This is a genomic window from Enterobacter sp. 4974935, assembly GCF_058661735.1.
Window position 1 is genome coordinate 657,863 of sequence record NZ_JBZWGT010000003.1, and the last position, 24,011, is coordinate 681,873.

Below are 24,011 nucleotides of genomic sequence, written 5' to 3' on the forward strand. Positions count from 1 at the left end.
TGTCCATCACAGAACGGTATGTCGTAGCGAAATAATCCATATCTTCACCAGTTCCGACCTGACACTTTCTTCCGGTATCTCGTAATTTCACTTAACGAATTTCGCTGTTGAGGCAGGAAACTATGACATCTATAAATGACTCTACCCTTATGCCCGCTGCGCTGCGCGATACCCGACGCATGAACCAGTTTGTTTCTGTTGCGGCCGCCGTAGCCGGTCTACTGTTTGGTCTGGATATCGGCGTTATCGCTGGCGCACTGCCCTTTATTACCGACCACTTTACGTTAAGCAACCGCCTGCAAGAGTGGGTGGTGAGCAGCATGATGCTGGGCGCGGCCATCGGCGCGTTGTTTAACGGCTGGCTGTCGTTCCGTCTCGGGCGCAAATACAGCCTGATGGTTGGGGCGATCCTGTTCGTCGCAGGCTCCATCGGCTCCGCGTTTGCGACAAACATAGAAGTGCTGCTGCTTTCACGCGTGCTGCTTGGCGTAGCGGTGGGTATCGCGTCCTACACCGCGCCGCTTTATCTCTCTGAAATGGCAAGTGAGAACGTGCGCGGGAAGATGATCAGTATGTATCAGCTGATGGTGACGCTCGGTATCGTGCTGGCGTTTCTGTCGGATACGTACTTCAGCTACAGCGGCAACTGGCGGGCAATGCTTGGCGTGCTGGCGCTGCCTGCGCTGGTGCTGATTGTGTTAGTCATTTTCCTGCCGAACAGCCCGCGCTGGCTGGCGCAAAAAGGGCGTCACGTGGAGGCGGAAGAGGTGCTGCGCATGTTGCGCGACACGTCTGAAAAAGCGCGTGAAGAGCTGAACGAAATCCGCGAAAGCCTGAAGCTGAAGCAGGGCGGCTGGTCCCTGTTTAAGGCGAACCGCAACGTGCGCCGCGCGGTGTTCCTCGGCATGCTGTTACAGGCGATGCAGCAGTTTACGGGGATGAACATCATTATGTATTACGCCCCGCGCATTTTTAAAATGGCCGGTTTTACCACCACCGAACAGCAGATGATCGCCACGCTGGTGGTGGGGCTGACCTTTATGTTCGCCACCTTTATCGCGGTTTTCACCGTTGATAAGGCCGGACGTAAACCCGCCCTGAAAATTGGCTTTAGCGTGATGGCGCTCGGCACCTTAATCCTTGGCTACTGCCTGATGCAGTTCGATAACGGCACGGCGTCAAGCGGCCTCTCCTGGCTCTCCGTGGGCATGACCATGATGTGTATCGCCGGTTACGCGATGAGCGCCGCGCCGGTGGTGTGGATCCTGTGCTCTGAAATACAGCCGCTGAAATGCCGCGACTTTGGTATCACCTGTTCCACCACCACCAACTGGGTGTCGAACATGATCATTGGCGCGACCTTCCTGACGCTGCTGGATGCGATTGGCGCGGCAGGCACCTTCTGGCTCTATACGGTGCTGAACGTGGCGTTTATCGGTGTGACCTTCTGGCTGATCCCCGAAACCAAGGGCGTGACCCTGGAGCATATTGAACGCAAGCTGATGAGAGGGGAGAAACTACGTAATATCGGCGTGTAATGTAATTGCCCGGTGGCGCTTCGCTTACCGGGCCTACGATACCGTGTAGGCCCGGTAAGCGGCTTAGTGTTTACCGCATCGCACGTCTCAAAATACGCTCCGCCTGACGCTGGAAGTCAGCGGCCGTCTCTTCCACGGTTTTCTGCCCGTAGTCGATATACTGCAAAGAAGTACCGAACTGCGCCACAATCTGTGGGTCGTCAAAGTATGGCGAGACGGTGAGTTTCGCCGGCAACGACTGCGCCAGACGCAGGCCTGCCACGGAAGGATCGTCCTCTTTAATGGTGCCGTCTTCAGTCAGATACTGCACCGCTACTTTGCTCAGCGGTACGCCACGCTCAAGGCCCAGCGTATCGACCCCTTCTTTGCTGTTGAGCAGGAAATTAATCAGCTTCGCCGCCGCTTCCGGGTTTTTGGTCGACTTACCAATCGACAGCATTTGAGCCGGTTTGAAGAACAGGCCCGCGTCGGTGGCGCCCGGCAGCATTGGGTAGCTGCCCAGCTCCAGTTTCGCCGGTGGCTTCAGGTTGTCGGAATATTTGTTGATGGTGGAGTTCCACATATAGGTGCCGCCCCATTCTCCCTGGATCCACGGCTTCATCTCATACATGTTGCTCTTACCAAATGAGGCATAATATTTGGTGTCCGGCATGACGTGGCTGTCGATCAGCTTTTTGTAGGTCTGGAAGAACTCCACCCACTGTTCCTTTGTGTAGCTGAACTTTTTGGTTTTCTCATCCACCGCAGGAATGTTGTACTTCTGGATCATGTACGAATTAAGCAGCGCCAGCGTATCCTGGTGCTCCAGGATCACCGGGTAGTATTGCTTACCGAGCTTGCTCTCGAAGGTTTTACCGGCTGCCATCAGCTCGTCCCAGGTTTTCGGGTACGCAATACCCGCTTTTTTCCAGGTTTCGTCATTGAAGTAGAACACCCGCGCCGTCACCGAGATCGGAATGCCGTTCAGCTTGCCATCCACGGTGGTGGTTTGCAGCTCTTTGGGATCGAACTGCGACAGGTCGATCACCTCCTTCATTTTGTTCAGATCGTAGAAGCCGTCACCGGTTTTGGAGAAGATCGGCAGCCAGTTCCAGTTCGTCTGCATTACGTCTGGCTCGGTTCCACCCGCAATCTGGGTGGTCAGACGGGAGAGGTGACCGTCCCAGCCGGTGTATTCCGCTTTCACGTTGATGTCCGGGTTCTGCTTATGGAACTCCTCCAGCGCTTTCAGGGTGACCTGGTGACGGCCGTTGCCGCCCCACCAGGACATCCGTAAATCCACATTCTGCGCCATCGATGGCAAAGCGGTAAGGCCCAGGGTCGCGGAGATAGCTGCGCTTAAAAGCACTTTTTTCATTTTTATCACTCCATCAGAGAGAGAGGTTCTGTTCAGTTTTTGCGTCAAAAATATGACACTTATTCATATCAAACGTGAAATACACCTTACGATGAAGTCCCTTATCAATCATTGGTTTAGCTTCATCGGACGGGATTCTGGCGGTCAGTTCGTAGTCCGCGACCTTCAGGTACACAAAGAATTCGTGGCCCATGTTCTCAACGCGCACCATCTCCCCGCTACAGCCGCCGTTCGGGAAGGGCTCATCAGAGAGCGACACAAATTCCGGGCGCACGCCGAAGAAGATCTCCTGACCCGCGTAAGCGGCGACTTTCTCCTGCTTCTCCGCGTTCAGCGGCATGCTTTCATCACCAATGGCGATGTGCAGCTGTCCCGCTTTTTCGACCAGCACGCTTTTGCGTATATTCATCTCCGGCGCGCCGATAAAGCCCGCCACGAACATGTTCTTCGGCTTGTGGTAGAGATTGTCCGGCGTATCCACCTGCATGATATGGCCGAGCTTCATCACGCAGATGCGGTCGCCCATGGTCATCGCTTCGGTCTGGTCGTGGGTCACGTAAACGGTGGTGGCCGGTTTTCCGGATTTCTTCAGCTGCTTGTGCAGGTCGGAAATACGGATACGCATCGAGGCGCGCAGTTTGGCGTCGAGGTTTGAAAGCGGCTCATCGAACAGGAACACATCCGGCTTTTTCACAATCGCACGGCCTACCGCCACGCGCTGCGCCTGGCCGCCGGAAAGCTGGCGCGGCAGGCGGTCGAGCAGCTCTTCAAGCTCAAGAATTTTGGCGGCTTCATTCACCTGGGACTCAATCTGATCTTTCGGCAACTTGCTCAGCTTGAGGCCAAAGGCCAGATTCTCGCGCACCGTCATGTGTGGATAGAGGGCGTAGTTCTGGAACACCATCGCAATCCCGCGCTCTTTCGGCGCGAGGTTGTTCACGATCTTGTCGCCGATACGCACCTCGCCGCCGCTGATGGTTTCCAGTCCCGCCAGCATGCGCAGAGTAGTGGATTTGGCGCAGCCGGATGGTCCGACGATCACCATGAATTCCCCTTCGGCGATTTTAAGATCGATAGCGTGTACCGCTTTAAAACCGTTGGAGTAGACCTTTTCCAGCTTGTTGAAAATAACTTCAGCCATGGTATTTCCCTCTTAACCTTTAATTCCGCTGCTGGTGACGCCCTGTACGAAGTAGCGCTGTGCCAGGAAGAAGACAATGATGGATGGCAGAATGGAGATGCTCGCCATTGCCAGAATTTCGTTCCACGGCGCCCCTTCGGTGACGTCGATGGACATTTTCAGCGCCAGTGCAATCGGGTATTTATCCACGCTGTAGACATAAATCAGCGGCCCGATAAAGTCGTTCATAGACCACATGAACTGGAACAGGGCGACGGAGATAATGGCCGGTTTAAGGATCGGCACAACCACGTACCACAGCACCTGAAGGGAGTTACAGCCGTCAATCTGCGCCGCCTCTTCCATGTCACGCGGGACGCCGCGCAGGAACTGGATCAGCATGAAGACGAAGAACCCCTGGGTGGCGAAGGCCAGCGGCAGGTACAGCGGCATATAGCTGTTCAGCATGCCCATCTCACGGAACATCAGGTACTGCGGGATCAGCAGCACGGTGCTGGGTAGCAGCATGGTGGTAATGAGCGTGGCGAACCAGAACTTCTTCCACGGGATCTCGAAGCGGGCAAAGCCATACGCCACGATGGTGGAGGAGATAATGGTCAGGATCACTTTCGGGATCACATACTTAAAGGTGTTCAGCATGTAGTGGCCGAAGTTGTACTCGGTGCCGGTTTTCCAGCCGTTGATGAAGCCGTCCCAGGTGGCATGGGCAGGCCACAGGCTCAGGGTGGTGAAGATCTCGTGGTTCGGTTTGAACGACGCGGAGAACATCCACACCAGCGGGTAAAGCATCAGCAGGCCGACAAACAGCAGGATCGCATAGCGAACGGTGGCATTGATTTTCTCTCTGCGCAGCGTGCGGGCTACTTCGCGTTCGGCGATGCTTCTTGCCGTGGAGAGTTGTTGAATATCAGCCATTTTTGCCTCCTTTATCGGCGGAGTAGAACACCCAGTATTTCGACGACTTAAAGGCGATACCGGCGAAGACGGCCACCACCAGGAACAGGATCCACGCCAGCGCCGCGCCATAACCCATATCGAAATACTTAAACGCGGTGTCGTAGATGTAGAGCGAGAACAGGTAGGTCGAATAGGTCGGCCCGCCGCCGGTGATCACGTACGGCCCGGTAAATTCCTGGAACGCCTGCGTGGTCTGCATGATGAAGTTGAAGAAGATCACCGGCGTAATCAGCGGCACGGTCACCTTCATGAACATCTGCCATTTCGATGCGCCATCGATCATCGCCGCTTCATACTGGGACTGCGGTACGTTTTGCAGCGCGGCCAGGAAGATGACCATCGCGGAACCGAACTGCCAGACGCGCAGCAGGGTAACGGACATTAGCGCCAGTGACGGTTCACCCAGCCAGTTCACCGGGTCAAAACCAAATACGCCGATAAAGCTGTTCAGCAGGCCATCGATGGCAAATAAGGCGCGCCACAATACGGCAATGGCGACGGAACTGCCGAGGATCGACGGAATATAGTAGGCAGTACGGAAAAATCCGATGCCGCGTAATTTAAAGTTCAGGACAAAGGCAATCCCTAATGCGAAGGCGAGCTTTAACGGAATGGTTAAAAATACGTATGCAAAGGTCACGCCCATAGATTTCCAGAAGAGCGTGTCTTCGGTAAACATGTAGCGATAGTTTTCGATGCCGTTAAACACCGGCGGACTCATCAAATCGTAATCCGTAAAGCTGAGGAAAAATGATGAGACGAAGGGGAATGCCGTAAAGAGTATCAACCCGATGATGTAGGGTGATATCCATGCGAGCCCCAGCAGCTTGTTTTCATTCATACATACCTACCTGGCGATCAATGGTTTAAAACGGAATCTGCTTTGTTACATCTTCCCAGGCCAGCATCGCGCGGCATGAGAGCTGAATTTTAGGGTGCAATATCTGGCGTCGGTTAAATATAAAATTGTTTATTAACGCTTTTTTGCCTTCCTCTTTGCGCTAAATGCGTTGGGTTTCAAAAGAGCTGAACCGCCGTTCTTGGATACTAAAACATCGTTTTATTTTATATTATTGCGATTTATTTCTGCGTCATTCGCTTAATGATGGAAATGTGATCAGCGTCGAAACGCTGTTTCAATATAGTGAGGGAGGTGGCATTTTTGCCTTTTCACGGACGTTCGTCGGGGCTGCGAGGAGGCGAGACGAAGCACAAGTGGAAACGGGAAAAACAATAGTCACGCAGCGTGGCTAACTACCAGATCTGATAGCAGGTCTACAGATGTACCAATTCGGCATTCAGATAATTCTTACATTCTTGTATGATTTCTTAAACCGGAACCAGTCAGGCAGAATTTCACTGCATCCTTAAAAGAAGAACAGTTATGTCAGCAATGGATTTCAAACAACATACGGATCTCAACTTTCCTCACTATGCTCCCCCGGCGGTCAGCGCTAAAGAAATAGATCTCCTGGGTCTGCTGGACGTCCTGCTGGCAGCAAAAAAACGCATCATTACCATTGTGTTTGCATTTGCACTGGTCGGCCTGGCAATCGCCTTCCTGATACCGCAAAAATGGACCAGTAAAGCGGTCATTACGCCAGCGGAACAGACGCAGTGGAGTTCGCTGCGCCAGATGATGGTGACGCTGCAGGTGCTTGATGTGGACGTTAAAGTTACCCGTGCGGATGTATTTAATCTGTTTATCAAAAAGTTTCAGTCTCAGTCCCTGCTTGAAGAGTACATGAAGAGCTCTCCTTACGTGATGGCTCAGCTCGATGGCGCCGAGGTTGACCCGCTGGAGCTGCACCGCGCGGTGGTCAATATCGCCGAAAAGATGAAGGCTATTGATAACACCCAGGAAAAAAATGCTGATAAAGCACCGTATCTCTCCTGGACGTTAAGCTTCACTGCCCCAACGGCAGAGGACGCGCAGAAAGTGTTGAATGGTTACATTCAGTACATTTCCCGCATCGTCGAGCAGGAGACCATGCAAAACATCCGCGATCAGCTGATCCTGAGAACCAAAACGGTTCAGCAGCAGCTGGAGCTGGATCGGGTTCGACTGACCAATATCCACAATACCAACCTGCAACGCCTTAACTACTCGCTGGAAGTGGCGAACGCGGCAGGGATCAAAAAGCCGGTTTACAGTAACGGACAAGCGGTGAAAGACGATCCGGATTACTCCGTCGCGCTCGGCGCGGACGGGATTGCGCAGAAATTGCAGATTGAAAAAAATCTGAAGGATGTTTCTGAGCTGAACGCCGATTTCCAGAACCGCGAATACTATCTGGCGCAGCTGCAAAAACTCTCCTTCGAAGACGTGAGCCTGGAGCCGTTCAAATACCAGCTCTCTCCTTCTATGCCGGTGAAAAAAGATGGCCCGGGCAAAGCACTGATCGTGCTGCTGGCGGGTATTCTGGGTGGGCTGTTCGCCTGTGGCAGCGTGCTGCTGCGCGAAGCAATGCGCTCCCGCAACCCGCTGCCGGAACAACTTCCTGAGCCGGTTACGGAATAACATGAAAAAAGGCGCTCTGATGAGCGCCTTTTTTTATTTCAGGAAATCCTCGCGTACCGGCGTAAAGGTATCCAGCAAGGTGCCGGGTTTGAGGCAAACGCAGCCGTGCATCACGTGCGGCTTTTTATAGAGAGTGTCGCCCGCCGTCACCACATGCTTTTCCTCGCCAATGGTGAACTCAAATTCCCCCGAGAGAACGTAGGTGAGCTGCTCATGCGGGTGGTTATGCAGCGGGCCAATCGCACCTTGCTCGAAATTCACTTCCACCGCCATCATCCTGCCGTCGTGCGCCAGAATACGACGCGTCACGCCGTTGCCCAAATCCTCAAGCGTGGTCTCTTTATGGAAAATAAACATATTTTCGCCCTGTTATGTAATGAAACATTGTTTCATTTAACTTATCTCAGCCGCAGCGAAAAGAAAACGTTTAGCCAAATAACTGGAAAGGCGATCACAAGTTTGCTTCACTGGGTGAAACGTACAGGAGGAAAGATGAAAACGATCGGTCTGTTAGGGGGCATGAGCTGGGAATCAACGATCCCGTACTACCGCCTGATTAATGAAGGCGTCAAACAGCGTCTGGGCGGTCTGCATTCGGCCAGCCTGCTGCTGCACAGCGTGGATTTCCATGAAATAGAAGCCTGCCAGTCGAGCGGGGAGTGGGACAAAGCCGGGCAAATGCTGGCAGACGCCGCACTTGGCCTGGAGCGTGCGGGCGCGCAGGGTATTCTGCTGTGTACCAACACCATGCATAAGGTGGCGTCGCATATTGAAGACCGCTGTTCGCTGCCGTTCTTACATATCGCGGATGCCACCGGGCGTGCCATACGAGCCGCCGGCATGACGCGCGTGGCGCTGCTGGGGACGCGCTACACCATGGAGCAGGATTTTTACCGCGGGCGGCTGAGTAGCCAGTTCGGGATTGAAAGCCTGATCCCGGAGGAGGCAGACCGGGCGCGCATTAACCAGATTATTTTTGATGAACTGTGCCTCGGCACCTTCAGCGAAGCTTCGCGCGCCTGGTACGTCAGCGTGATTGAGAAACTGGCGCAGCAGGGGGCGGAAGGAGTCATCTTCGGCTGTACCGAAATTGGCCTACTGGTGCCGGCAGACCAAAGCCCGATACCGGTCTTTGATACCGCCGCCATCCATGCCGCGGATGCGGTGGAGTTTATGCTGTCATAAAGGTTTTTGCAGGTCAGGTAAGCGAAGCGCCACCTGACGCGCGTGCGCAATCAGGTGTTCACTAAAGGCATCAACCAGCGCTGAGGCGGGCCGGTGCAGCGGGCGGATCAGGCTTACGGTAAAGGGAACGGAAACGCTAAAACGGCGCAGAACCACGCCGCTGCTGGCGTAGTCCATAGCCGTGAGCGGGTTCACCACCGAAATACCCACGCCCGCGCGCACCATCGCGCAAATTGATGCCGCACTGTGCGTTTCCATCACCATCCGCCGCTTCACCTGATGTTCGGCAAACAGGCCATCCAGAAGCTGCCGGTAGCTGTCGGTCTGCGACAGGCTGATATAGTTCTCACCGTGAAAATCTGCCGGGGTCAGAACTGCTTTGAAAGCAAGCGGGTGGCTGGCAGGCAGCACGCAGACCTCATCCAGCGAGAGCAGCTCCGTGCGTTCCGTTCCCGCTGGCGTGACGAGGGTTTCGGTCAGACCCAGATCGTGGCGCTGGGCCGAAAGCCACTCCTCCAGCAGCGGCGACTCCTGCGGCACGATGGTCAGGCTGACCTCCGGATAGCGGGCCAGAAACGGCTGTAGCAGTACCGGCAGGAACGACTGAGAAAAGACCGGCAGGCAGACGATGGACAGCTCGCCCTGGCGAAACTCCCTCAGGCTCTCCGCCGCGCTCACGATCCTGTCCAGCCCGTACCAGGAGCGCTGAACCTCCTCAAAAAGACGTAAACCCTGCACCGTTGGATGCAGCCTGCCGCGGGTGCGTTCTAACAGCTTCAGCCCCAGCACTTTCTCAAAACGCGCCAGCTCGCGGCTGACCGTCGGCTGCGAGGTGTGCAGCATCTGCGCGGCTTCAGTGAGATTGCCGGTGGTCATCACCGCATGAAAAATCTCGATATGGCGTAGGTTAACGGCGGGCATAGGGCACCTGATGGCTGAGCGTGGTCCATATCATTTTTGCATAGACTCACGATAAAACGATATTTTTTATTCTCTTCAGGCTGTGGCGTAATGATAAAAAACAGAATACCGGAGACGACCATGCCACGCCCGCTCAACCAGACCGAAACCGATTTAAACGCCGATAACCTGCTGCGCCTGCCTGCCGAATTCGGCTGTCCGGTGTGGGTCTACGATGCGCAGATTGTTCGCGAGAAAATCGCCGCGCTGCATCAGTTTGACGTGGTGCGTTTTGCGCAGAAGGCCTGCTCCAATATTCATATTCTGCGCCTGATGCGCGAGCAGGGCGTGAAGGTTGACTCCGTATCGCTGGGTGAAATCGAACGTGCGCTGGCGGCCGGGTTTGATCCAAAGGCCGATAGCGACGCGATCGTCTTCACCGCTGACCTGATAGACGACGCCACGCTGGCGCGCGTGCACGAGCTGCAAATCCCGGTGAATGCCGGTTCGGTGGATATGCTGGAACAGCTTGGGCAGGTTTCCCCGGGCCATCGCGTCTGGCTGCGCATCAACCCGGGCTTTGGTCACGGTCACAGTCAGAAAACCAACACCGGGGGCGAAAACAGCAAGCACGGGATTTGGTATGCCGATATGCCTGCGGCGCTGGAGGTTTTACAACGTTACAACCTTAAGCTGGTGGGTATTCACATGCATATCGGATCCGGCGTGGATTATGGCCATCTTGAGCAGGTCTGTGGCGCGATGGTGCGTCAGGTTATCGATTTTGGTCAGGATCTGGAGGCGATCTCCGCCGGGGGAGGGCTTTCGATCCCTTACCGCGAAGGGGAGGAGGCGATCGACACGGATCACTATTACGGCCTGTGGAGCGCCGCGCGTGACAGCATCGCCGCTCATCTGGGCCATGCGGTGAAGCTGGAGATTGAGCCGGGTCGTTTCCTGGTCGCCGAAGCTGGCGTGCTGGTGGCGCAGGTGCGGAGCGTGAAGGAGATGGGAAGCCGTCACTTTGTGCTGATTGATGCTGGCTTCAACGACCTGATGCGCCCGTCCATGTACGGCAGCTATCATCACATCACCGCGCTTGCCGCCGATGGCCGCGATCTGGTCAACGCCCCGCGCATCGAGACCGTTGTTGCCGGCCCGCTGTGTGAATCCGGTGACGTCTTTACTCAGCAGGAAGGCGGGAAAGTCGAAACCCGTTCGCTGCCAGAGGTAAAACCGGGAGATTATCTGGTGCTGCATGATACCGGTGCGTACGGGGCGTCTATGTCTTCGAACTACAATAGCCGTCCGCTGCTGCCGGAAGTGCTGTTTGATAATGGCGTGGCGCGGCTGATTCGCCGTCGCCAGACCATTCAGGAATTGCTGGCGTTAGAGCTGGTCTGATTAAACCAGGGCCCTGTTGTCACCGAATCGCGTAACACCAGCGTGCCGGTGAACGGTGGGATCGCTTCAACCGGCTGGTTTTTTGCCAGCCGGATCGCCTGGTCGATCGCCGTCACGATCATGTTGTCGATCGGCAAATACACCGACGACAGGGCAGGCTCCAGCCACTTTGCGCTGGGGGCATCGTCAAAACCAAACAGCGAAATATCCTGCGGGATCTTCAGCCCGGCCTGGTGTAATGCTTTGGAGGCGCCCAGGGCCATGTCATCGTTACAGGCAAACAGGGCGCTGAACGATGTCTTTTCCGCAATCAGCTCTTTGCACAGCTCGTAACCCCGCGTCATGCCTGCATCGCCGTATTTAATCCGCCGCTCATCGAGACGAATACCGTGCTTCTCCAGCGCCTTACGGTAGCCCATCAGCCGCGCTTTACCCGTTGGGGTGTGGATCGGGACGGTGATACAGGCGATCTCCCGATGGCCCTGGCTTATCAGGTAATCCACCGCTTTGAAGGCTGCGTCCTGCTGTTCAAAGAAGACGCAGCGATCCGCCGCCTGGCTCACTTCGCGGTTAATGATTACCAGCGGCGTCTGCACGCTGTTGATCAGCTTCAGGATCGTCTTTTCGCTCATGTAACGCGTGTACAGCACGATGGCGTCGCACTTGCGGTCGGCGAGCATCTGCACCGCCAGTTCTTCCTGTTCAGGGGCATCGTGACCGTCGGTAACAATCAGCTGTTTACCGTGCGTTTCGGTCTGCCGTGACGCCTGCTGTAGCAAACGACCAAAGTAAAAACCGTCGAACGTCGAGACGACCAGACCGATGCTGTTGCTGGTCTGGTTAGCCAGCGAGCGCGCGAGAAAGTTCGGACGATAGCCCAGCTCCTCCATCGCGCGAAATACCTGCTGGCGCGTGCTCTCTTTAACCTGACCTGTGCCGTTCAGCACGCGCGAAACGGTGGCCTTCGACACGCCCGCACGCAGTGAGACATCCAGCATTGTTGCCATTCGAAATTCCTGTTTCCACGTAATGGTTTGCAGTTTAACACAGACCATCCGGCGCATAAGCGACGTGGGAAGGACAAAACCCCATAACGATCACGCTTTTCAGTAACGATCCTCGCCCGCGGAATAAATGCCTGTCATTGGTATACCAAAATGGTGATAAATCATAATCTGGAATACCTCTAACGGCGTTGGGAGCTTAATCACAGAACAAATCGCCTGTGGACGCTATTTTTGGCATACCAATAGTATCCGGCTGTACACCTTATTCAATAAAAGCCCTTTTACTGAGGTATTACCCTATGGCATTTCAGGAAAAACTGATCGACGCTCTGGGCAGTTTTGCCACTACCTTCAACAGCTATCGCTATATCCAGGCGATCAAGTCTGCGTTTATTACCTTAATGCCAGTCATCATAGTGGGGGCGTTCTCGGTATTGATCTCCAATATGGTGCTGGATCCGAAAAACGGTCTGGCGAGCTTTCAGTCGCTGTCGTTTCTCGCGGCCTTAAAGCCGATCACCAGCGCGCTCAACTACGCCACGCTGAACTTTCTCAACATCGGCGCGGTGTTTTTAATCGGCATTGAGCTGGGGCGTATTAACGGCATTAAGTCCCTGTTCCCCGGCCTGCTGGCGGTGATCTGCTTTATCTGCGTGACGCCGACCACGGTGGAAATGCTGGTGGACGGTGAGATGCACGTGGTGAAAGATGTGCTGCTGCGCCAGTTCTCAGATACCCGCAGCCTGTTCCTCGGTATGTTTATCGCCATCCTGTCGGTGGAGATCTACTGCTGGCTGGAAAACCGCAAGGGGCTGAAAATCAGGATGCCGGACACGGTGCCGCCGAACGTTGCCGCGTCGTTCTCTGCGCTGATCCCGGCCATTATCACCACCACCGCCATCGCCACCTTTGGCTTCGTGTTTCATCAGATTACCGGCATGTATCTCTACGACGCGGTATACCAGGTGGTGCAACAGCCGCTGGAGCGCGTGGTGCAAAGCCTGCCGGGGATCCTTCTGCTGATGTTTGTCGCCCAGCTGTTCTGGGTGATTGGTATTCACGGCAACCAGATGATCAAGCCGATCCGCGAGCCGCTGCTGCTGGGGGCAATCACCGTTAACATGAGCGCGTTCGAGCAGGGCAAAGAGGTGCCAAACATCATCACCATGCCGTTCTGGGACGTCTATATGAGCATCGGCGGCTCCGGCCTGACCATCGGCCTGCTGATAGCCGTCATGATTGCCACCAAACGTAAAGAGATGAAGGAGATAGCCAAGCTCTCCATCGGGCCGGGTATTTTTAATATCAATGAGCCGGTGATCTTCGGTATGCCAATCATGCTCAACCCGATCCTGGCTATCCCCTTCATCATCACGCCGCTGGTGACGGGCTCGATTGGCTACTTTGCCACCGTGACCGGATTTGCCGGGAAAGCCGTGGTAATGGTGCCCTGGACCACGCCGCCGCTGATCAACGCCTGGCTGTCAACGGCGGGCTCCATGGGGGCGGTCATCACCCAGTTTATCTGCATCGTGACCGCGGTGATTATCTATCTGCCGTTTGTGAAAATTGCTTCACGCCGCGCAGAGCAGGCCGCACTGCAACAAGCCACCGATAACGCATGAGGATACGATGAGCACAAAACAGATAGCCATACCGCAAGATTTTATTCTGGGCGCGGCGGCATCGGCCTGGCAGACCGAGGGCTGGAGCGGCAAAAAGCCGGGGCAGGATTCGTGGATCGATCTCTGGTACATGAACGATCGTCACGTCTGGCACAACGGCTATGGTCCGGCGGTGGCAACCGACTTTATCAATCGCTTCCGCGAAGATGTAGCGCTGATGAAGCAGGCGGGACTGACGCACTATCGCACCTCGATCAACTGGTCGCGCTTTTTAACCGACTATGAAAATGCGACGGTAGATGAAGAGTACGCCGCGTATTACGACGCGCTGTTCGATGAAATGCACCGTCAAGGCATTGAGCCGATGATCTGCCTGGAACACTACGAATTGCCGGGCGTGCTGCTGGAGACCTACGGCGGCTGGGCGTCAAAGCACGTCGTCGAGCTGTTCGTTCGCTATGCAGAAAAGGTATTTGAGCGCTTTCACGGCAAAGTCACCCGCTGGTTTACCTTCAACGAACCGATTGTGGTCCAGACGCGCGTCTACCTTGACGCGCTGCGCTGGCCCTATGAGCAGAGCACCAGCACCTGGATGCAGTGGAACCACCATAAGGTGCTGGCGACGGCGAAAGTGGTGAAGCTGTTTCGCGAGAAAGGGTATGACGGCACGGTGGGCTGTATTCTTAACCCGGAAGTGACCTATCCGCGCTCCCGCGCGCCGCATGACGTGCGAGCGGCAGAGATGTACGATCTGTTCTACAACCGCGTCTTTCTCGACCCGCTGGTGCATGGGCGCTATCCGCAGGCGCTCTTTACCCTGCTGGCGCAGCATCAGGTGCAGTGGGACTACACGGCTGACGAGCTGGCGCTGATTGCCGACAACACCGTCGATGAGCTGGGCATTAACCTCTATTACCCGCATCGCGTCAAAGCCCCGTCCCGCGCCTGGCACCCGGAGACGCCGTTCCATCCGGCGTACTACTACGAGCCGTTTGAGCTGCCCGGACGGCGTATGAACACCTCCCGCGGCTGGGAGATCTTTCCGCGCATTATTTACGACATGGCGATGCGGATTAAAAACGACTATCGCAACATTGACTGGTTTGTGGCGGAAAGCGGGATGGGCGTGGAGAACGAAGCGCAGTATCGCAATCGTGACGGCGTCATTGACGACACGTACCGTATCGCGTTTATCAGCGAACATCTCTACTACACGCTGCTGGCGCGGGAGGCGGGGGCGAACTGTCACGGTTATATGCTGTGGGCCTTCACCGACAATGTCTCCCCGATGAACGCGTTTAAAAACCGCTACGGGCTGATTGAGATCGACCTTGAAAATCAACGCGCACGGCGGGCAAAGAAATCAGCGTCCTGGTTCCGCCAGCTGCGCGATGAGCGTGTGCTGACGCTCAGGGTAGACGATGAATGGAAGTAAGCCTTCTGGTAAAATAGCGCACAAACTGGCCGGGAGGACGTCCGGCCCGCGCATTAATTGAAAAACACAGGTGAAAACGTGGATAAGGCTGTCATCCTGCCGGAAAAAAAACAGTACCAGGAGATTGGCGAGGATTTACGGGCGCAGATTATCCAGGGGCATTATCCCGTGGGATCGCGTCTGCCGCCGGAGCGCAACATCGCCGAGACGTATGGCGTCAGCCGCACTATCGTGCGCGAGGCGCTGCTGATGCTTGAGCTCCAGGGAACGGTGGATATTCGCCAGGGGTCAGGCGTGTACGTGATGCGCATTCCGGAAGAGCATGAAAACGAGGAAGAGCGTTTTCTGAACAGTGACGTTGGGCCGTTTGAAATTCTCCAGGCGCGTCAACTGCTTGAAAGCAACATCGCTGCCTTTGCCGCAAAAATGGCGACACGGGCGGACATCGACAACCTGCGCCGCATTATCGAGCAAGAGCAACGGGCGATTGCCGTCGACGATCGCAGCCAGGACAACAACAAAATGTTCCACCTGGTGCTGGCTGGGGCCACACAAAACCAGATGCTGCTGGCGACGGTTGAGAGTGTCTGGCATCACATGGACAGCAGTCCGCTGTGGCAGCAGTTCAATGGCCATATCGCCAGCCGCGCCTGGCGCCTGAAGTGGCTCGGAGACAGGCAAACCATTCTCGCTGCGCTCCGCCGCCGCGACGTGATGGGGGCGTGGCAGGCGATGTTCCAGCATCTTGAAAACGTCAAAAAGAGCCTGCTCGAGCTGTCAGACGAAGACGCGCCCGATTTTGACGGCTATCTCTTCGAATCGGTCCCTCTTTTCCAGGGGAAGCTGGTGTGAATATACTGCCGCTTCACGCTGCGCCGCAGTTTACACAGCAGGTGATCGACTGGATCTGGAATGCGTTTGGTGAAGGTATGCCGCGTGCCTTTTTCCAGAGCATTGTCGAGCACAGCCTGACGCCGGGCGAGTTACCGCTCACCTTTATTGCTGTTGAGGATGACCAGCTGTTGGGCACCGTTGGGTTGTGGCGTTGCGATTTAATTTCCCGGCAGGATCTCCATCCCTGGCTGGCTGCGCTGTATGTCGATGAAGCCGCGCGGGGAAACGGGCTGGCAGGAAAACTTCAGCAGCATGTTATCGGCTACGCGCGACGCGCCGGGTATCACGAGCTTCATCTCTGGTCTGCCTGCCGCGACTTCTACGAACGTTACGGCTGGCACTACATCGGTGATGCGCTGGAATACCCGGATAAAACCGTCCATCTCTATCGCTGTTCGCTCACGGCTTCCGCGGGCGATACCACCGAGTGACGGCGCACTAAGGTTGGGCTGAACAGGTGGGTAATTTCCGGTGGCGGGCGATGCTCGGCCAGCGCTAACGCCAGTTCTGCCGCCTGCGTTGCCATGGTCACGATCGGGTAGCGCACGGTGGTCAGGCGAGGGCGCACGTAGCGCGACACCAGCACATCATCAAAGCCAATCAGCGAAATTTCTGCCGGGACGTCAATCCCGTTATCATTCAGCACGCCCATCGCGCCGGCGGCCATGGAGTCGTTATAGCTGGCCACGGCGGTGAAATTCCGCCCGCGGCCCAGCAGCTCCGTCATCGCCTGCTCGCCGCCACTCTCATCCGGTTCTCCGTACGCCACAAGACGATCGTTGCACGGCAGACCGGCTTCGCGCAGCGCGTCGTAATAGCCCTGAAGGCGATCTTCCGCATCGGAAATTGGGTGGTTGGAGCACAGATAACCAATTCGGGTATGGCCCTGCTGGATCAGGTGACGGGTTGCGAGCCATGCGCCGTAACGGTCGTCGAGCGCCACGCAGCGGGTTTCAAATCCGGGAATAATACGGTTGATAATCACCATCCCCGGCATCTGTTTCATCAGATGGATCAGCTCGGCGTCGGGGATCATTTTGGCATGGACCACCAGCGCCGCACAGCGATGACGGATCAACTGCTCAATGGCCTGGCGTTCTTTCTGTTCATTGTGGTAGCCATTACCAATCAGCAGGAAATTACCGGTGTGATAAGAAACTTGTTCTACGGCTTTGACCATCGCACCGAAAAACGGATCGGATACATCCCCGACCACCAGCCCGATGGTTTCTGTCGACTGTTGGGCAAGGGCGCGTGCGTTGGCGTTAGGGTGATAATTCAGGTTTTCCATGGCGTCCTGCACGGCCTGGCGTGATGCATCACTCGCTTTAGGGGAGTTGTTGATCACGCGGGAGACGGTCGCGACGGAAACACCGGCCAGACGAGCCACATCCTTAATTGTCGCCATTCAATACCTTCTTATAGGGGTAAGCGTTTACACACTAACTAGTGTTGCGGAAAAGCGGCGCGCATTCAAGGGGAGCGGGTGAGCGTCCTCTGCAAACGTGAAGCAGAACATCCCTCGCGGTGTAATCGTTACACGGCCAGTCATGTCTGAATAATGTCAATCTGAACCTTTAGTTACACTTTGCCTCAGGCTGTTGCGATTGTCCGTTGGCAACGATGCGTTGTGAATTGCTAGAGTCGAGATCCCAGAGGTATTGATAGGTGGAATCAACTTCGGTTGATTAACACGATTTACACCAACCTGCGTTTTACGCAGGTTTTTTTTTGCCTGTAAGTTCAACCTGTAACAGCAAAAGAGATTATTCACACCTGGTTGCACTTCGGCTCATTCCCTTGCGTTTTCCTGCTGGCGAAGCCTGTCGCCGGAGGCCACAATCAAGATCCCAGAGGTATTGATTGGTGAGAATTCCTGGTACGTTTTCGTACTCTTCACTTGCACCAACCTGCGCGGATGCGCAGGTTTTTTTTCGCCTCTGTTTTTGCTATCGCTCCCTCACTACTTCTCGTGTAATCTGCCACCATTTATACCTTTCACACTGGCTGGCAAAGGGAGTTGAAATGCTTTTTGGGTTCTTCCGCACACTGTTTCGTGTCCTGTTTCGCATTCGCGTGACTGGCGATACGCAGGCACTCTATGGCGAGCGTGTTCTTATCACACCGAATCACGTCTCTTTTCTTGATGGCGTATTGCTGGCGCTGTTTTTGCCCGTGCGGCCCGTCTTTGCGGTGTACAGCTCCATCAGTGAAAAATGGTACATGCGCTGGCTCAGGCCGCTGATTGATTTTGTCCCGCTCGACCCTACCAAACCGATGATGATTAAACATCTGGTGCGTCTGATTGGGCAGGGGCGTCCGGTGGTTATCTTCCCGGAAGGGCGGATTTCAGTGACGGGCTCCCTGATGAAAATTTACGACGGCGCCGGTTTTGTCGCGGCGAAGTCTCAGGCCACCGTCGTGCCGCTACGCATCGACGGGGCTGAGCTGACCTTTTTCAGCCGTCTGAAAGGGCTGGTGAAGCAGCGTCTGTTCCCGAAAATTACGATGCATATATTACCGCCGACGTCACTGCCGATGCCCGAGGCGCCGCGCGCGCGCGACCGCCGTAAAATCGCCGGGGAAATGCTGCACCAGATTATGATGGAAGCGCGCATGGCCGTTCGCCCGCGCGAAACGCTGTATGAATCGTTGCTGTCGGCGCAGTATCGCTACGGTGCGAAGAAAAACTGCATCGAAGACATCAACTTTACGCCGGATACCTACCGTAAGCTGTTGACCAAAACGCTGTTTGTCGGGCGTATCCTGGAAAAGTACAGCAAACAGGGCGAAAAGATCGGCCTGATGCTGCCAAACGCGGGTATCAGCGCGGCGGTGATCTTTGGTGCCGTCTCCCGGGGCCGCATTCCGGCGATGATGAACTACACGGCGGGCGTGAAAGGGCTCTCCAGCGCGATTACCGCAGCACAAATCAACACCATCTTTACCTCCCGCCAGTTCCTGGATAAAGGCAAGCTGTGGCACCTGCCGGAACAGCTGACGCAGGTGCGCTGGGTGTTCCTGGAAGATCTGAAAGCAGACGTCACGACCGCCGACAAGCTGTGGATTTTCGCGCACCTGCTGATGCCGCGTCTGGCGCAGGTTAAGCAGCAGCCGGAGGATGATGCCATTATCCTCTTTACCTCCGGCTCTGAAGGCAACCCGAAAGGTGTGGTTCATAGCCACAAAAGCATTCTGGCAAACGTCGAACAGATTAAAACCATCGCTGACTTTACCGCCAACGATCGCTTTATGTCGGCGCTGCCGCTGTTCCACTCATTTGGTTTGACCGTGGGTCTCTTTACGCCGCTGCTGACCGGTGCCGAGGTGTTCCTCTACCCAAGCCCGCTGCACTACCGCATTGTGCCGGAGCTGGTTTATGACCGTAACTGCACGGTGCTGTTCGGGACGTCCACCTTCCTCGGAAATTACGCGCGCTTCGCCAACCCGTATGATTTCTTCCGCGTGCGCTACGTGGTGGCGGGGGCGGAAAAACTCCAGGACAGTACGCGCCAGATCTGGCAGGACAAGTTTGGCCTGCGGATTCTGGAAGGCTATGGCGTGACGGAGTGCGCGCCGGTGGTCTCCATCAACGTTCCGATGGCGGCGAAACCGGGAACGGTTGGCCGCATTCTGCCGGGGCTGGACGCGCGTCTGCTGGCGGTACCGGGTATTGAAGACGGCGGACGTCTTCAGCTGAAAGGGCCGAACGTCATGAACGGCTATCTGCGTGTGGAAAACCCGGGCGTGCTTGAGGCGCCGACGGCCGAGAACGTCAATGGCGAGGTTGAAACGGGCTGGTACGACACGGGTGATATCGTGCGCTTCGACAATCAGGGCTTCGTGCAGATCCAGGGACGTGCAAAACGCTTCGCCAAGATCGCCGGGGAAATGGTCTCTCTTGAAATGGTCGAGACGCTGGCGACCGCAGTCTCGGCGGAGAAAATGCATGCGACCGTGGTGAAAAGTGATGCCAGTAAAGGCGAGGCGCTGGTGCTCTTTACTACTGACGGTGAACTGAAGCGTGATGCGCTTCTCAGGTATGCGCGCGAACATGGTATCCCCGAGCTGGCGGTCCCCCGCGATATTCGTTACCTCAAACAGTTACCGGTGCTGGGCAGCGGTAAACCCGATTTTGTGACCCTGAAGGGCATGGTTGAAGAGGCGGAACAGCATAATGCGTGAGTCAGTACACACTAACACTTCAATCTGGTCGAAAGGCATGATGGCGGTTATCGCCGCCCAGTTTCTTTCCGCGTTCGGCGATAACGCGTTGCTGTTTGCTACGCTGGCGTTGCTGAAAGCTGAGTTTTATCCCGACTGGAGCCAGCCGATCCTACAGATGGTGTTTGTGGGTGCTTACATTGTATTTGCGCCGTTTGTTGGCCAGGTGGCGGACAGCTTCCCCAAAGGTCGGGTCATGATGTTTGCCAACAGTCTTAAGCTTCTGGGCGCGGCAAGCATCTGCTTTGGTATCAACCCGTTTGTTGGCTACACGCTGGTAGGCATTGGCGCGGCAGCTTACTCCCCGGCGAAGTACGGCATTCTGGGTGAGCTCACCACCGGCGATAAGCTGGTGAAGGCCAACGGCCTGATGGAGTCCTCCACCATTGCGGCGATTCTGCTGGGTTCGGTGGCGGGAGGCGTGCTGGCAGACTGGCATGTACTCGCCGCGCTTGGCATCTGTGCCCTGATGTACGGTGGCGCGGTGATCGCCAACCTGTTTATCCCCAAACTGGCCGTGGCGCGTCCGGGACAATCCTGGCGCTTCGGGCCAATGACCGGCAGCTTCTTCAACGCCTGCCGCGTACTGTGGCGTAACGGTGAAACACGCTTCTCGCTGATGGGCACCAGCATGTTCTGGGGGGCCGGCGTTACGCTGCGTTTCCTGCTGGTGCTGTGGGTGCCGGTGGCGCTGGGTATTACAGACAACGCCACGCCGACCTACCTGAATGCCATGGTCGCCGTCGGGATTGTGGTCGGGGCCGGAGCTGCGGCAAAACTGGTGACGCTCGAAACCGTTGCGCGCTGCATGCCCGCGGGGATCCTGATCGGCGTCGGCGTTCTGTTCTTCTCCCTGCAACATGCCATATTGCCTGCCTATGCCCTGTTGTTACTGATCGGCGTATTAGGCGGTTTCTTTGTGGTACCGCTCAACGCGCTTTTGCAGGAGCGCGGCAAGCAGACCGTCGGGGCTGGCAACGCCATTGCGGTGCAAAACCTTGGCGAAAACATGGCGATGCTGCTGATGCTGGGGATTTACTCGCTGGCGGTAAAAGCAGGTGCGCCGGTTGTGGCAATCGGGGTGGGGTTTGGCGCACTGTTTGCGCTGGCGATTACCGGGCTGTGGGTCTGGCAGCGTCGGCGGTGATATCTTTGCCGGGTGGCGGCTCCGCCTGACCCGGCCTACGTTTCGTGATGTTGGCGGATTTTGTAGGCCCGGTAAGGCAACGCCGCCACCGGGCAAATCGTCAACTTAAGGTGCCGGGTAAGTATAAACCTGATGCACCGCTTCAATCTCCGCTAAGACCTCTTCACTCAGGTTCAGGTGGAAACTCTCAATATTGGTTTTTAACTGATCCATTGTCGTTGCGCCGAGCAGGGTACTTGCCACAAACGGCTGACGACGCACGAAGGCCAGCGCCATCTGCGCCGGATCGAGTCCGTGACGCTTCGCGATATCCACATAGGCCGCCACGGCTTTTTGTGTCTGCTCGCCGCTATAGCGGGTGAAGCGGCTGAAAAGCGTGTTACGCGCGCCAGCCGGTTTCGCGCCGTTCAGGTATTTGCCCGTCAGGGTTCCGAAGCCCAGGCAAGAGTAGGCGAGCAGCTCCACCTCTTCGTACTGCGTCACTTCCGCGAGACCCACTTCATAACTGCGGTTCAGCAGGCTGTACGGGTTCTGGATGGTCACGATCCGCGGCAGGTCGTGTTTATCGGCCAGATGCAGATAGCGCATTACGCCAAACGCCGTCTCGTTGGAAACGCCGATGTAGCGGATCTTACCCGCGCGCTGGCATTCCGTAAGCGCCTCCAGTGTTTCCAGCAGGGTGACGGCCGGAGCACTCTCGTTCCAGGTGTAGCCAAGCTTACCGAAGCAGTTCGTCGGACGCTGCGGCCAGTGCACCTGATAAAGATCGAGATAGTCGGTTTGCAGGCGCTTGAGGCTGGCATCCAGCGCAGCACGGATATTCTTGCGATCGAGGATCTGGTTAGGGCGGATCCCGGCATCGTTATTACGGGAAGGGCCGCTAACCTTAGAAGCGATGACCAGCTTTTCGCGATTGCCGCGTTTCGCCAGCCAGTTGCCGACATACGTTTCGGTAAGACCTTGAGTTTCCGGGCGGGGAGGAACTGGGTACATCTCCGCCACGTCAATCAGGTTAATGCCCTGGCTGACGGCGTAATCGAGTTGTGCATGGGCATCGGCTTCGCTGTTTTGTTCACCAAATGTCATGGTGCCTAACCCCAGCTGGCTGATCTCCAGAGCGCTATGGGGGATACGGTGATAATGCATAGCCGGTTTCCTTTTTTAGACATACAGACCGCGTCAGGAACCTCCCGACAAAGGAATATAAACATGGCAGAGGGAAGGCAAAAGGGGAAGGAAAAAATCAAAAAGGCCAGCAAGCTACTGACCTTTATCTGTTTAACGCTCGATGATCTGGGAGACTTCGTCGCGATTAATTTGCATTTGATTGCCTTCGCGATCGCGGTAACTCACCAGACCGGTATCGTCGTCGACTTCGGGTTTGCCATCGGTCAGGATCATACGACCATCTTTCGTTGACATGACATAGTCGCTGCTACAACCCGATACCGCAAACGCTAAACCGACTGCTGAGATAATTACTGCCCATTTTTTCATCGTTCTCATCCTCACCTGGCTCGTATCAAATCATAGTGTAGTAATAACCTGATATTACGACAGGTGAAAGGGGGGAAATCTTAAAAAGGAGGAGATTATGTTAGCCGGAGCGCAAAATTGGTAAAAAACTATGTTTTCAACAGGAAGTGTCGTGCCAGCAGTGCACCGGTGAAATTCTTTTTAAGATAGAAGCCGCGCGGCAGCGTCAGGATCGGTTCGCCCTGTGCACCTACCGCTTCAGTGAGCGCTTTGCTGTTGGCGGCTTTGGGACGGAGTTGCAGCACTTCGCCATGCCGGGCGGTGATCTGCTCAACCTGTCCCAGCACAATCATGTCCATCAGCTCTTCCCAGTCCTGGGAAAGCTGTCTCTCTTCTTCTTCATCCGGGCTCCAGAGCAGTGGGGCGCCAACGCGACGCTCTGCCAGCGGGATCTGCCTGTCACCCTCAACGGGTACCCACAACACCCGCTTCAGCTTATGCCTGACGTGGCTGGTTTCCCATGTCACTCCGCTATTACCCGTTAGCGGCGCAACGCAGACAAAGGTAGTTTCCAGTGGCCGCCCCAGGCTATCAATGGGGATCGTCTTCAGTTCCACCCCCAGCGCCGCAAAATCTTGCTCGGGTTTACTGCCCGCGCTTGCGCCCAGCCAACGTTCAAGCAACACGCCGATCCAGCCTTTATCGCGCTTCAGATCGTTGGGTATCGTCAACCCCGCCATCACGGCCAGCTCGCCCAGTGCATAGCCTGCCAGACGTTGTGCCTGCTGGAGCAACTGGGCTTCACTGACGGGAGGAGAGAGCAGTGGGGCGAGAGAATGCATGCTGACAACCTTTTGGTTAAAAAATGAACTGATATTTTATCCCTTGTGGATAGAGTTTACTTTTTTCTGAGTACATATTCCATGTGGATGATTTATATTATGTTTTTTAGGAATGTATCCCGTCGCGCCATGGCTAAAAAACAGGTTGTGCAATTCTGGTCACTGACAATAAACAGGATCTTACACCATGTTATCCACAGAAAAATGGGATAACTGGGAATAACCGCCACTACTGTTTCAATTTACAGCCTTGACGTGCGATGAAAATCGAATTTTCACACAAATTGTGCCTAACTTATTGGCACAATCTGTGGATAAAACCGACGCTGTTCGATCTTTCATCACCAGGAAGATCTTT

21 protein-coding genes and 1 pseudogene are annotated in these 24,011 nt (G+C 55.6%); 10 read left to right on the plus strand and 12 right to left on the minus strand.

The genetic code is table 11. The features are described 5' to 3' along the window. Positions 1-122: 122 nt before the first annotated feature. Positions 123-1,538: an arabinose-proton symporter AraE gene (gene araE / locus AC4OVS_RS04390; protein ID WP_022649253.1), complete on the plus strand. Its 1,416-nt coding sequence runs from the start codon at positions 123-125 to the stop codon at positions 1,536-1,538. Between the two features lie 70 nt (positions 1,539-1,608). Here araE and AC4OVS_RS04395 read toward each other — a convergent pair whose 3' ends face one another. The 4 genes from AC4OVS_RS04395 to AC4OVS_RS04410 are packed head-to-tail and all read right to left on the minus strand — an operon-like array spanning position 1,609 to position 5,834. Next, on the minus strand, positions 1,609-2,895 hold the full coding sequence (locus AC4OVS_RS04395; RefSeq protein WP_032626062.1) for an ABC transporter substrate-binding protein: 1,287 nt from the start codon (positions 2,893-2,895) through the stop codon (positions 1,609-1,611). A 13-nt stretch (positions 2,896-2,908) separates the two neighbouring features. After that, complete coding sequence (locus AC4OVS_RS04400) at positions 2,909-4,036, minus strand: ABC transporter ATP-binding protein (RefSeq protein WP_023306863.1); 1,128 nt, start codon at positions 4,034-4,036, stop codon at positions 2,909-2,911. A gap of 12 nt (positions 4,037-4,048) precedes the next feature. Beyond that, positions 4,049-4,951, minus strand: a complete 903-nt coding sequence (locus AC4OVS_RS04405) for a carbohydrate ABC transporter permease (RefSeq protein WP_022649251.1) — start codon at positions 4,949-4,951, stop codon at positions 4,049-4,051. Then, positions 4,944-5,834, minus strand: a complete 891-nt coding sequence (locus AC4OVS_RS04410) for a carbohydrate ABC transporter permease (RefSeq protein WP_003862825.1) — start codon at positions 5,832-5,834, stop codon at positions 4,944-4,946. Before AC4OVS_RS04410 ends, AC4OVS_RS04405 begins: the two co-directional genes overlap by 8 nt. A 543-nt stretch (positions 5,835-6,377) precedes the next feature. On the opposite strand from AC4OVS_RS04410, the gene wzz(fepE) reads away from it, so the two are divergent. After that, positions 6,378-7,514, plus strand: a complete 1,137-nt coding sequence (wzz(fepE), locus tag AC4OVS_RS04415; protein ID WP_023298520.1) for an LPS O-antigen length regulator Wzz(fepE) — start codon at positions 6,378-6,380, stop codon at positions 7,512-7,514. A 33-nt stretch (positions 7,515-7,547) separates the two neighbouring features. Here wzz(fepE) and AC4OVS_RS04420 read toward each other — a convergent pair whose 3' ends face one another. Continuing rightward, positions 7,548-7,871 (minus strand): cupin domain-containing protein, encoded by a 324-nt coding sequence (locus AC4OVS_RS04420; RefSeq protein WP_022649249.1) that lies wholly within the window; start codon positions 7,869-7,871, stop codon positions 7,548-7,550. A 135-nt stretch (positions 7,872-8,006) separates the two neighbouring features. Here AC4OVS_RS04420 and AC4OVS_RS04425 point away from each other — a divergent pair, with 135 nt between their 5' ends. After that, on the plus strand, positions 8,007-8,699 hold the full coding sequence (locus tag AC4OVS_RS04425) for an aspartate/glutamate racemase (protein ID WP_023306862.1): 693 nt from the start codon (positions 8,007-8,009) through the stop codon (positions 8,697-8,699). On the opposite strand, the gene AC4OVS_RS04430 is transcribed toward AC4OVS_RS04425, so the two are convergent. After that, a complete protein-coding gene (locus AC4OVS_RS04430) occupies positions 8,694-9,620 on the minus strand; it encodes a LysR family transcriptional regulator (protein ID WP_491922205.1) in 927 nt (308 codons plus the stop codon). The genes AC4OVS_RS04425 and AC4OVS_RS04430 overlap by 6 nt on opposite strands. A 120-nt stretch (positions 9,621-9,740) precedes the next feature. Here AC4OVS_RS04430 and lysA point away from each other — a divergent pair, with 120 nt between their 5' ends. Beyond that, complete coding sequence (gene lysA, locus AC4OVS_RS04435) at positions 9,741-11,003, plus strand: diaminopimelate decarboxylase (protein WP_017692727.1); 1,263 nt, start codon at positions 9,741-9,743, stop codon at positions 11,001-11,003. Here the strand turns inward: lysA and AC4OVS_RS04440 are convergent. Beyond that, entirely contained in the window at positions 10,973-12,010 is a 1,038-nt protein-coding gene (locus tag AC4OVS_RS04440; protein ID WP_022649245.1) for a LacI family DNA-binding transcriptional regulator, read from the minus strand. The two genes, lysA and AC4OVS_RS04440, sit on opposite strands and share 31 nt — an antisense overlap. A 299-nt stretch (positions 12,011-12,309) precedes the next feature. On the opposite strand from AC4OVS_RS04440, the gene AC4OVS_RS04445 reads away from it, so the two are divergent. The 4 genes from AC4OVS_RS04445 to AC4OVS_RS04460 all read left to right on the plus strand — a co-directional run bounded on the left by AC4OVS_RS04445 (position 12,310) and on the right by AC4OVS_RS04460 (position 16,395). Further along, positions 12,310-13,635 carry a PTS sugar transporter subunit IIC gene (locus tag AC4OVS_RS04445; protein WP_003862812.1) on the plus strand — a complete coding sequence of 442 codons (1,326 nt, stop codon included), beginning with the start codon at positions 12,310-12,312 and terminating at the stop codon, positions 13,633-13,635. 7 nt (positions 13,636-13,642) lie between these two features. Further along, positions 13,643-15,070 (plus strand): glycoside hydrolase family 1 protein, encoded by a 1,428-nt coding sequence (locus tag AC4OVS_RS04450; protein ID WP_023298517.1) that lies wholly within the window; start codon positions 13,643-13,645, stop codon positions 15,068-15,070. A gap of 78 nt (positions 15,071-15,148) precedes the next feature. Then, entirely contained in the window at positions 15,149-15,922 is a 774-nt protein-coding gene (locus AC4OVS_RS04455; RefSeq protein ID WP_022649243.1) for a GntR family transcriptional regulator, read from the plus strand. Then, positions 15,919-16,395 carry a GNAT family N-acetyltransferase gene (locus tag AC4OVS_RS04460; RefSeq protein ID WP_023306858.1) on the plus strand — a complete coding sequence of 159 codons (477 nt, stop codon included), beginning with the start codon at positions 15,919-15,921 and terminating at the stop codon, positions 16,393-16,395. The genes AC4OVS_RS04455 and AC4OVS_RS04460 overlap by 4 nt, the downstream gene beginning before the upstream one ends. Here the strand turns inward: AC4OVS_RS04460 and galR are convergent. After that, a complete protein-coding gene (gene galR, locus AC4OVS_RS04465) occupies positions 16,350-17,372 on the minus strand; it encodes an HTH-type transcriptional regulator GalR (protein WP_003862806.1) in 1,023 nt (340 codons plus the stop codon). The genes AC4OVS_RS04460 and galR overlap by 46 nt on opposite strands. A gap of 617 nt (positions 17,373-17,989) precedes the next feature. On the opposite strand from galR, the gene aas reads away from it, so the two are divergent. Both aas and lplT read left to right on the plus strand, forming a co-directional pair. After that, entirely contained in the window at positions 17,990-20,149 is a 2,160-nt protein-coding gene (aas, locus tag AC4OVS_RS04470; protein ID WP_058646260.1) for a bifunctional acyl-ACP--phospholipid O-acyltransferase/long-chain-fatty-acid--ACP ligase, read from the plus strand. Next, a complete protein-coding gene (gene lplT / locus AC4OVS_RS04475; RefSeq protein WP_022649240.1) occupies positions 20,142-21,335 on the plus strand; it encodes a lysophospholipid transporter LplT in 1,194 nt (397 codons plus the stop codon). The genes aas and lplT overlap by 8 nt, the downstream gene beginning before the upstream one ends. A gap of 105 nt (positions 21,336-21,440) precedes the next feature. Here lplT and AC4OVS_RS04480 read toward each other — a convergent pair whose 3' ends face one another. The 4 genes and pseudogenes from AC4OVS_RS04480 to AC4OVS_RS04495 all read right to left on the minus strand — a co-directional run. After that, the gene (locus tag AC4OVS_RS04480; RefSeq protein WP_015571754.1) at positions 21,441-22,481 is read right to left on the minus strand and encodes an NADP(H)-dependent aldo-keto reductase; all 1,041 of its coding nucleotides are present in this window, start codon (positions 22,479-22,481) and stop codon (positions 21,441-21,443) included. A gap of 132 nt (positions 22,482-22,613) precedes the next feature. Further along, positions 22,614-22,832, minus strand: coding sequence for a YgdI/YgdR family lipoprotein (locus tag AC4OVS_RS04485; RefSeq protein ID WP_003862794.1), 219 nt, complete (start codon positions 22,830-22,832; stop codon positions 22,614-22,616). A 128-nt stretch (positions 22,833-22,960) separates the two neighbouring features. Continuing rightward, the gene (gene mutH / locus AC4OVS_RS04490; protein ID WP_022649239.1) at positions 22,961-23,653 is read right to left on the minus strand and encodes a DNA mismatch repair endonuclease MutH; all 693 of its coding nucleotides are present in this window, start codon (positions 23,651-23,653) and stop codon (positions 22,961-22,963) included. Positions 23,654-23,808: 155 nt separating this feature from the next. Then, positions 23,809-23,883, minus strand: a pseudogene (locus AC4OVS_RS04495) (hypothetical protein); the annotation flags it as partial. Between the last annotated feature and the right edge of the window lie 128 nt (positions 23,884-24,011).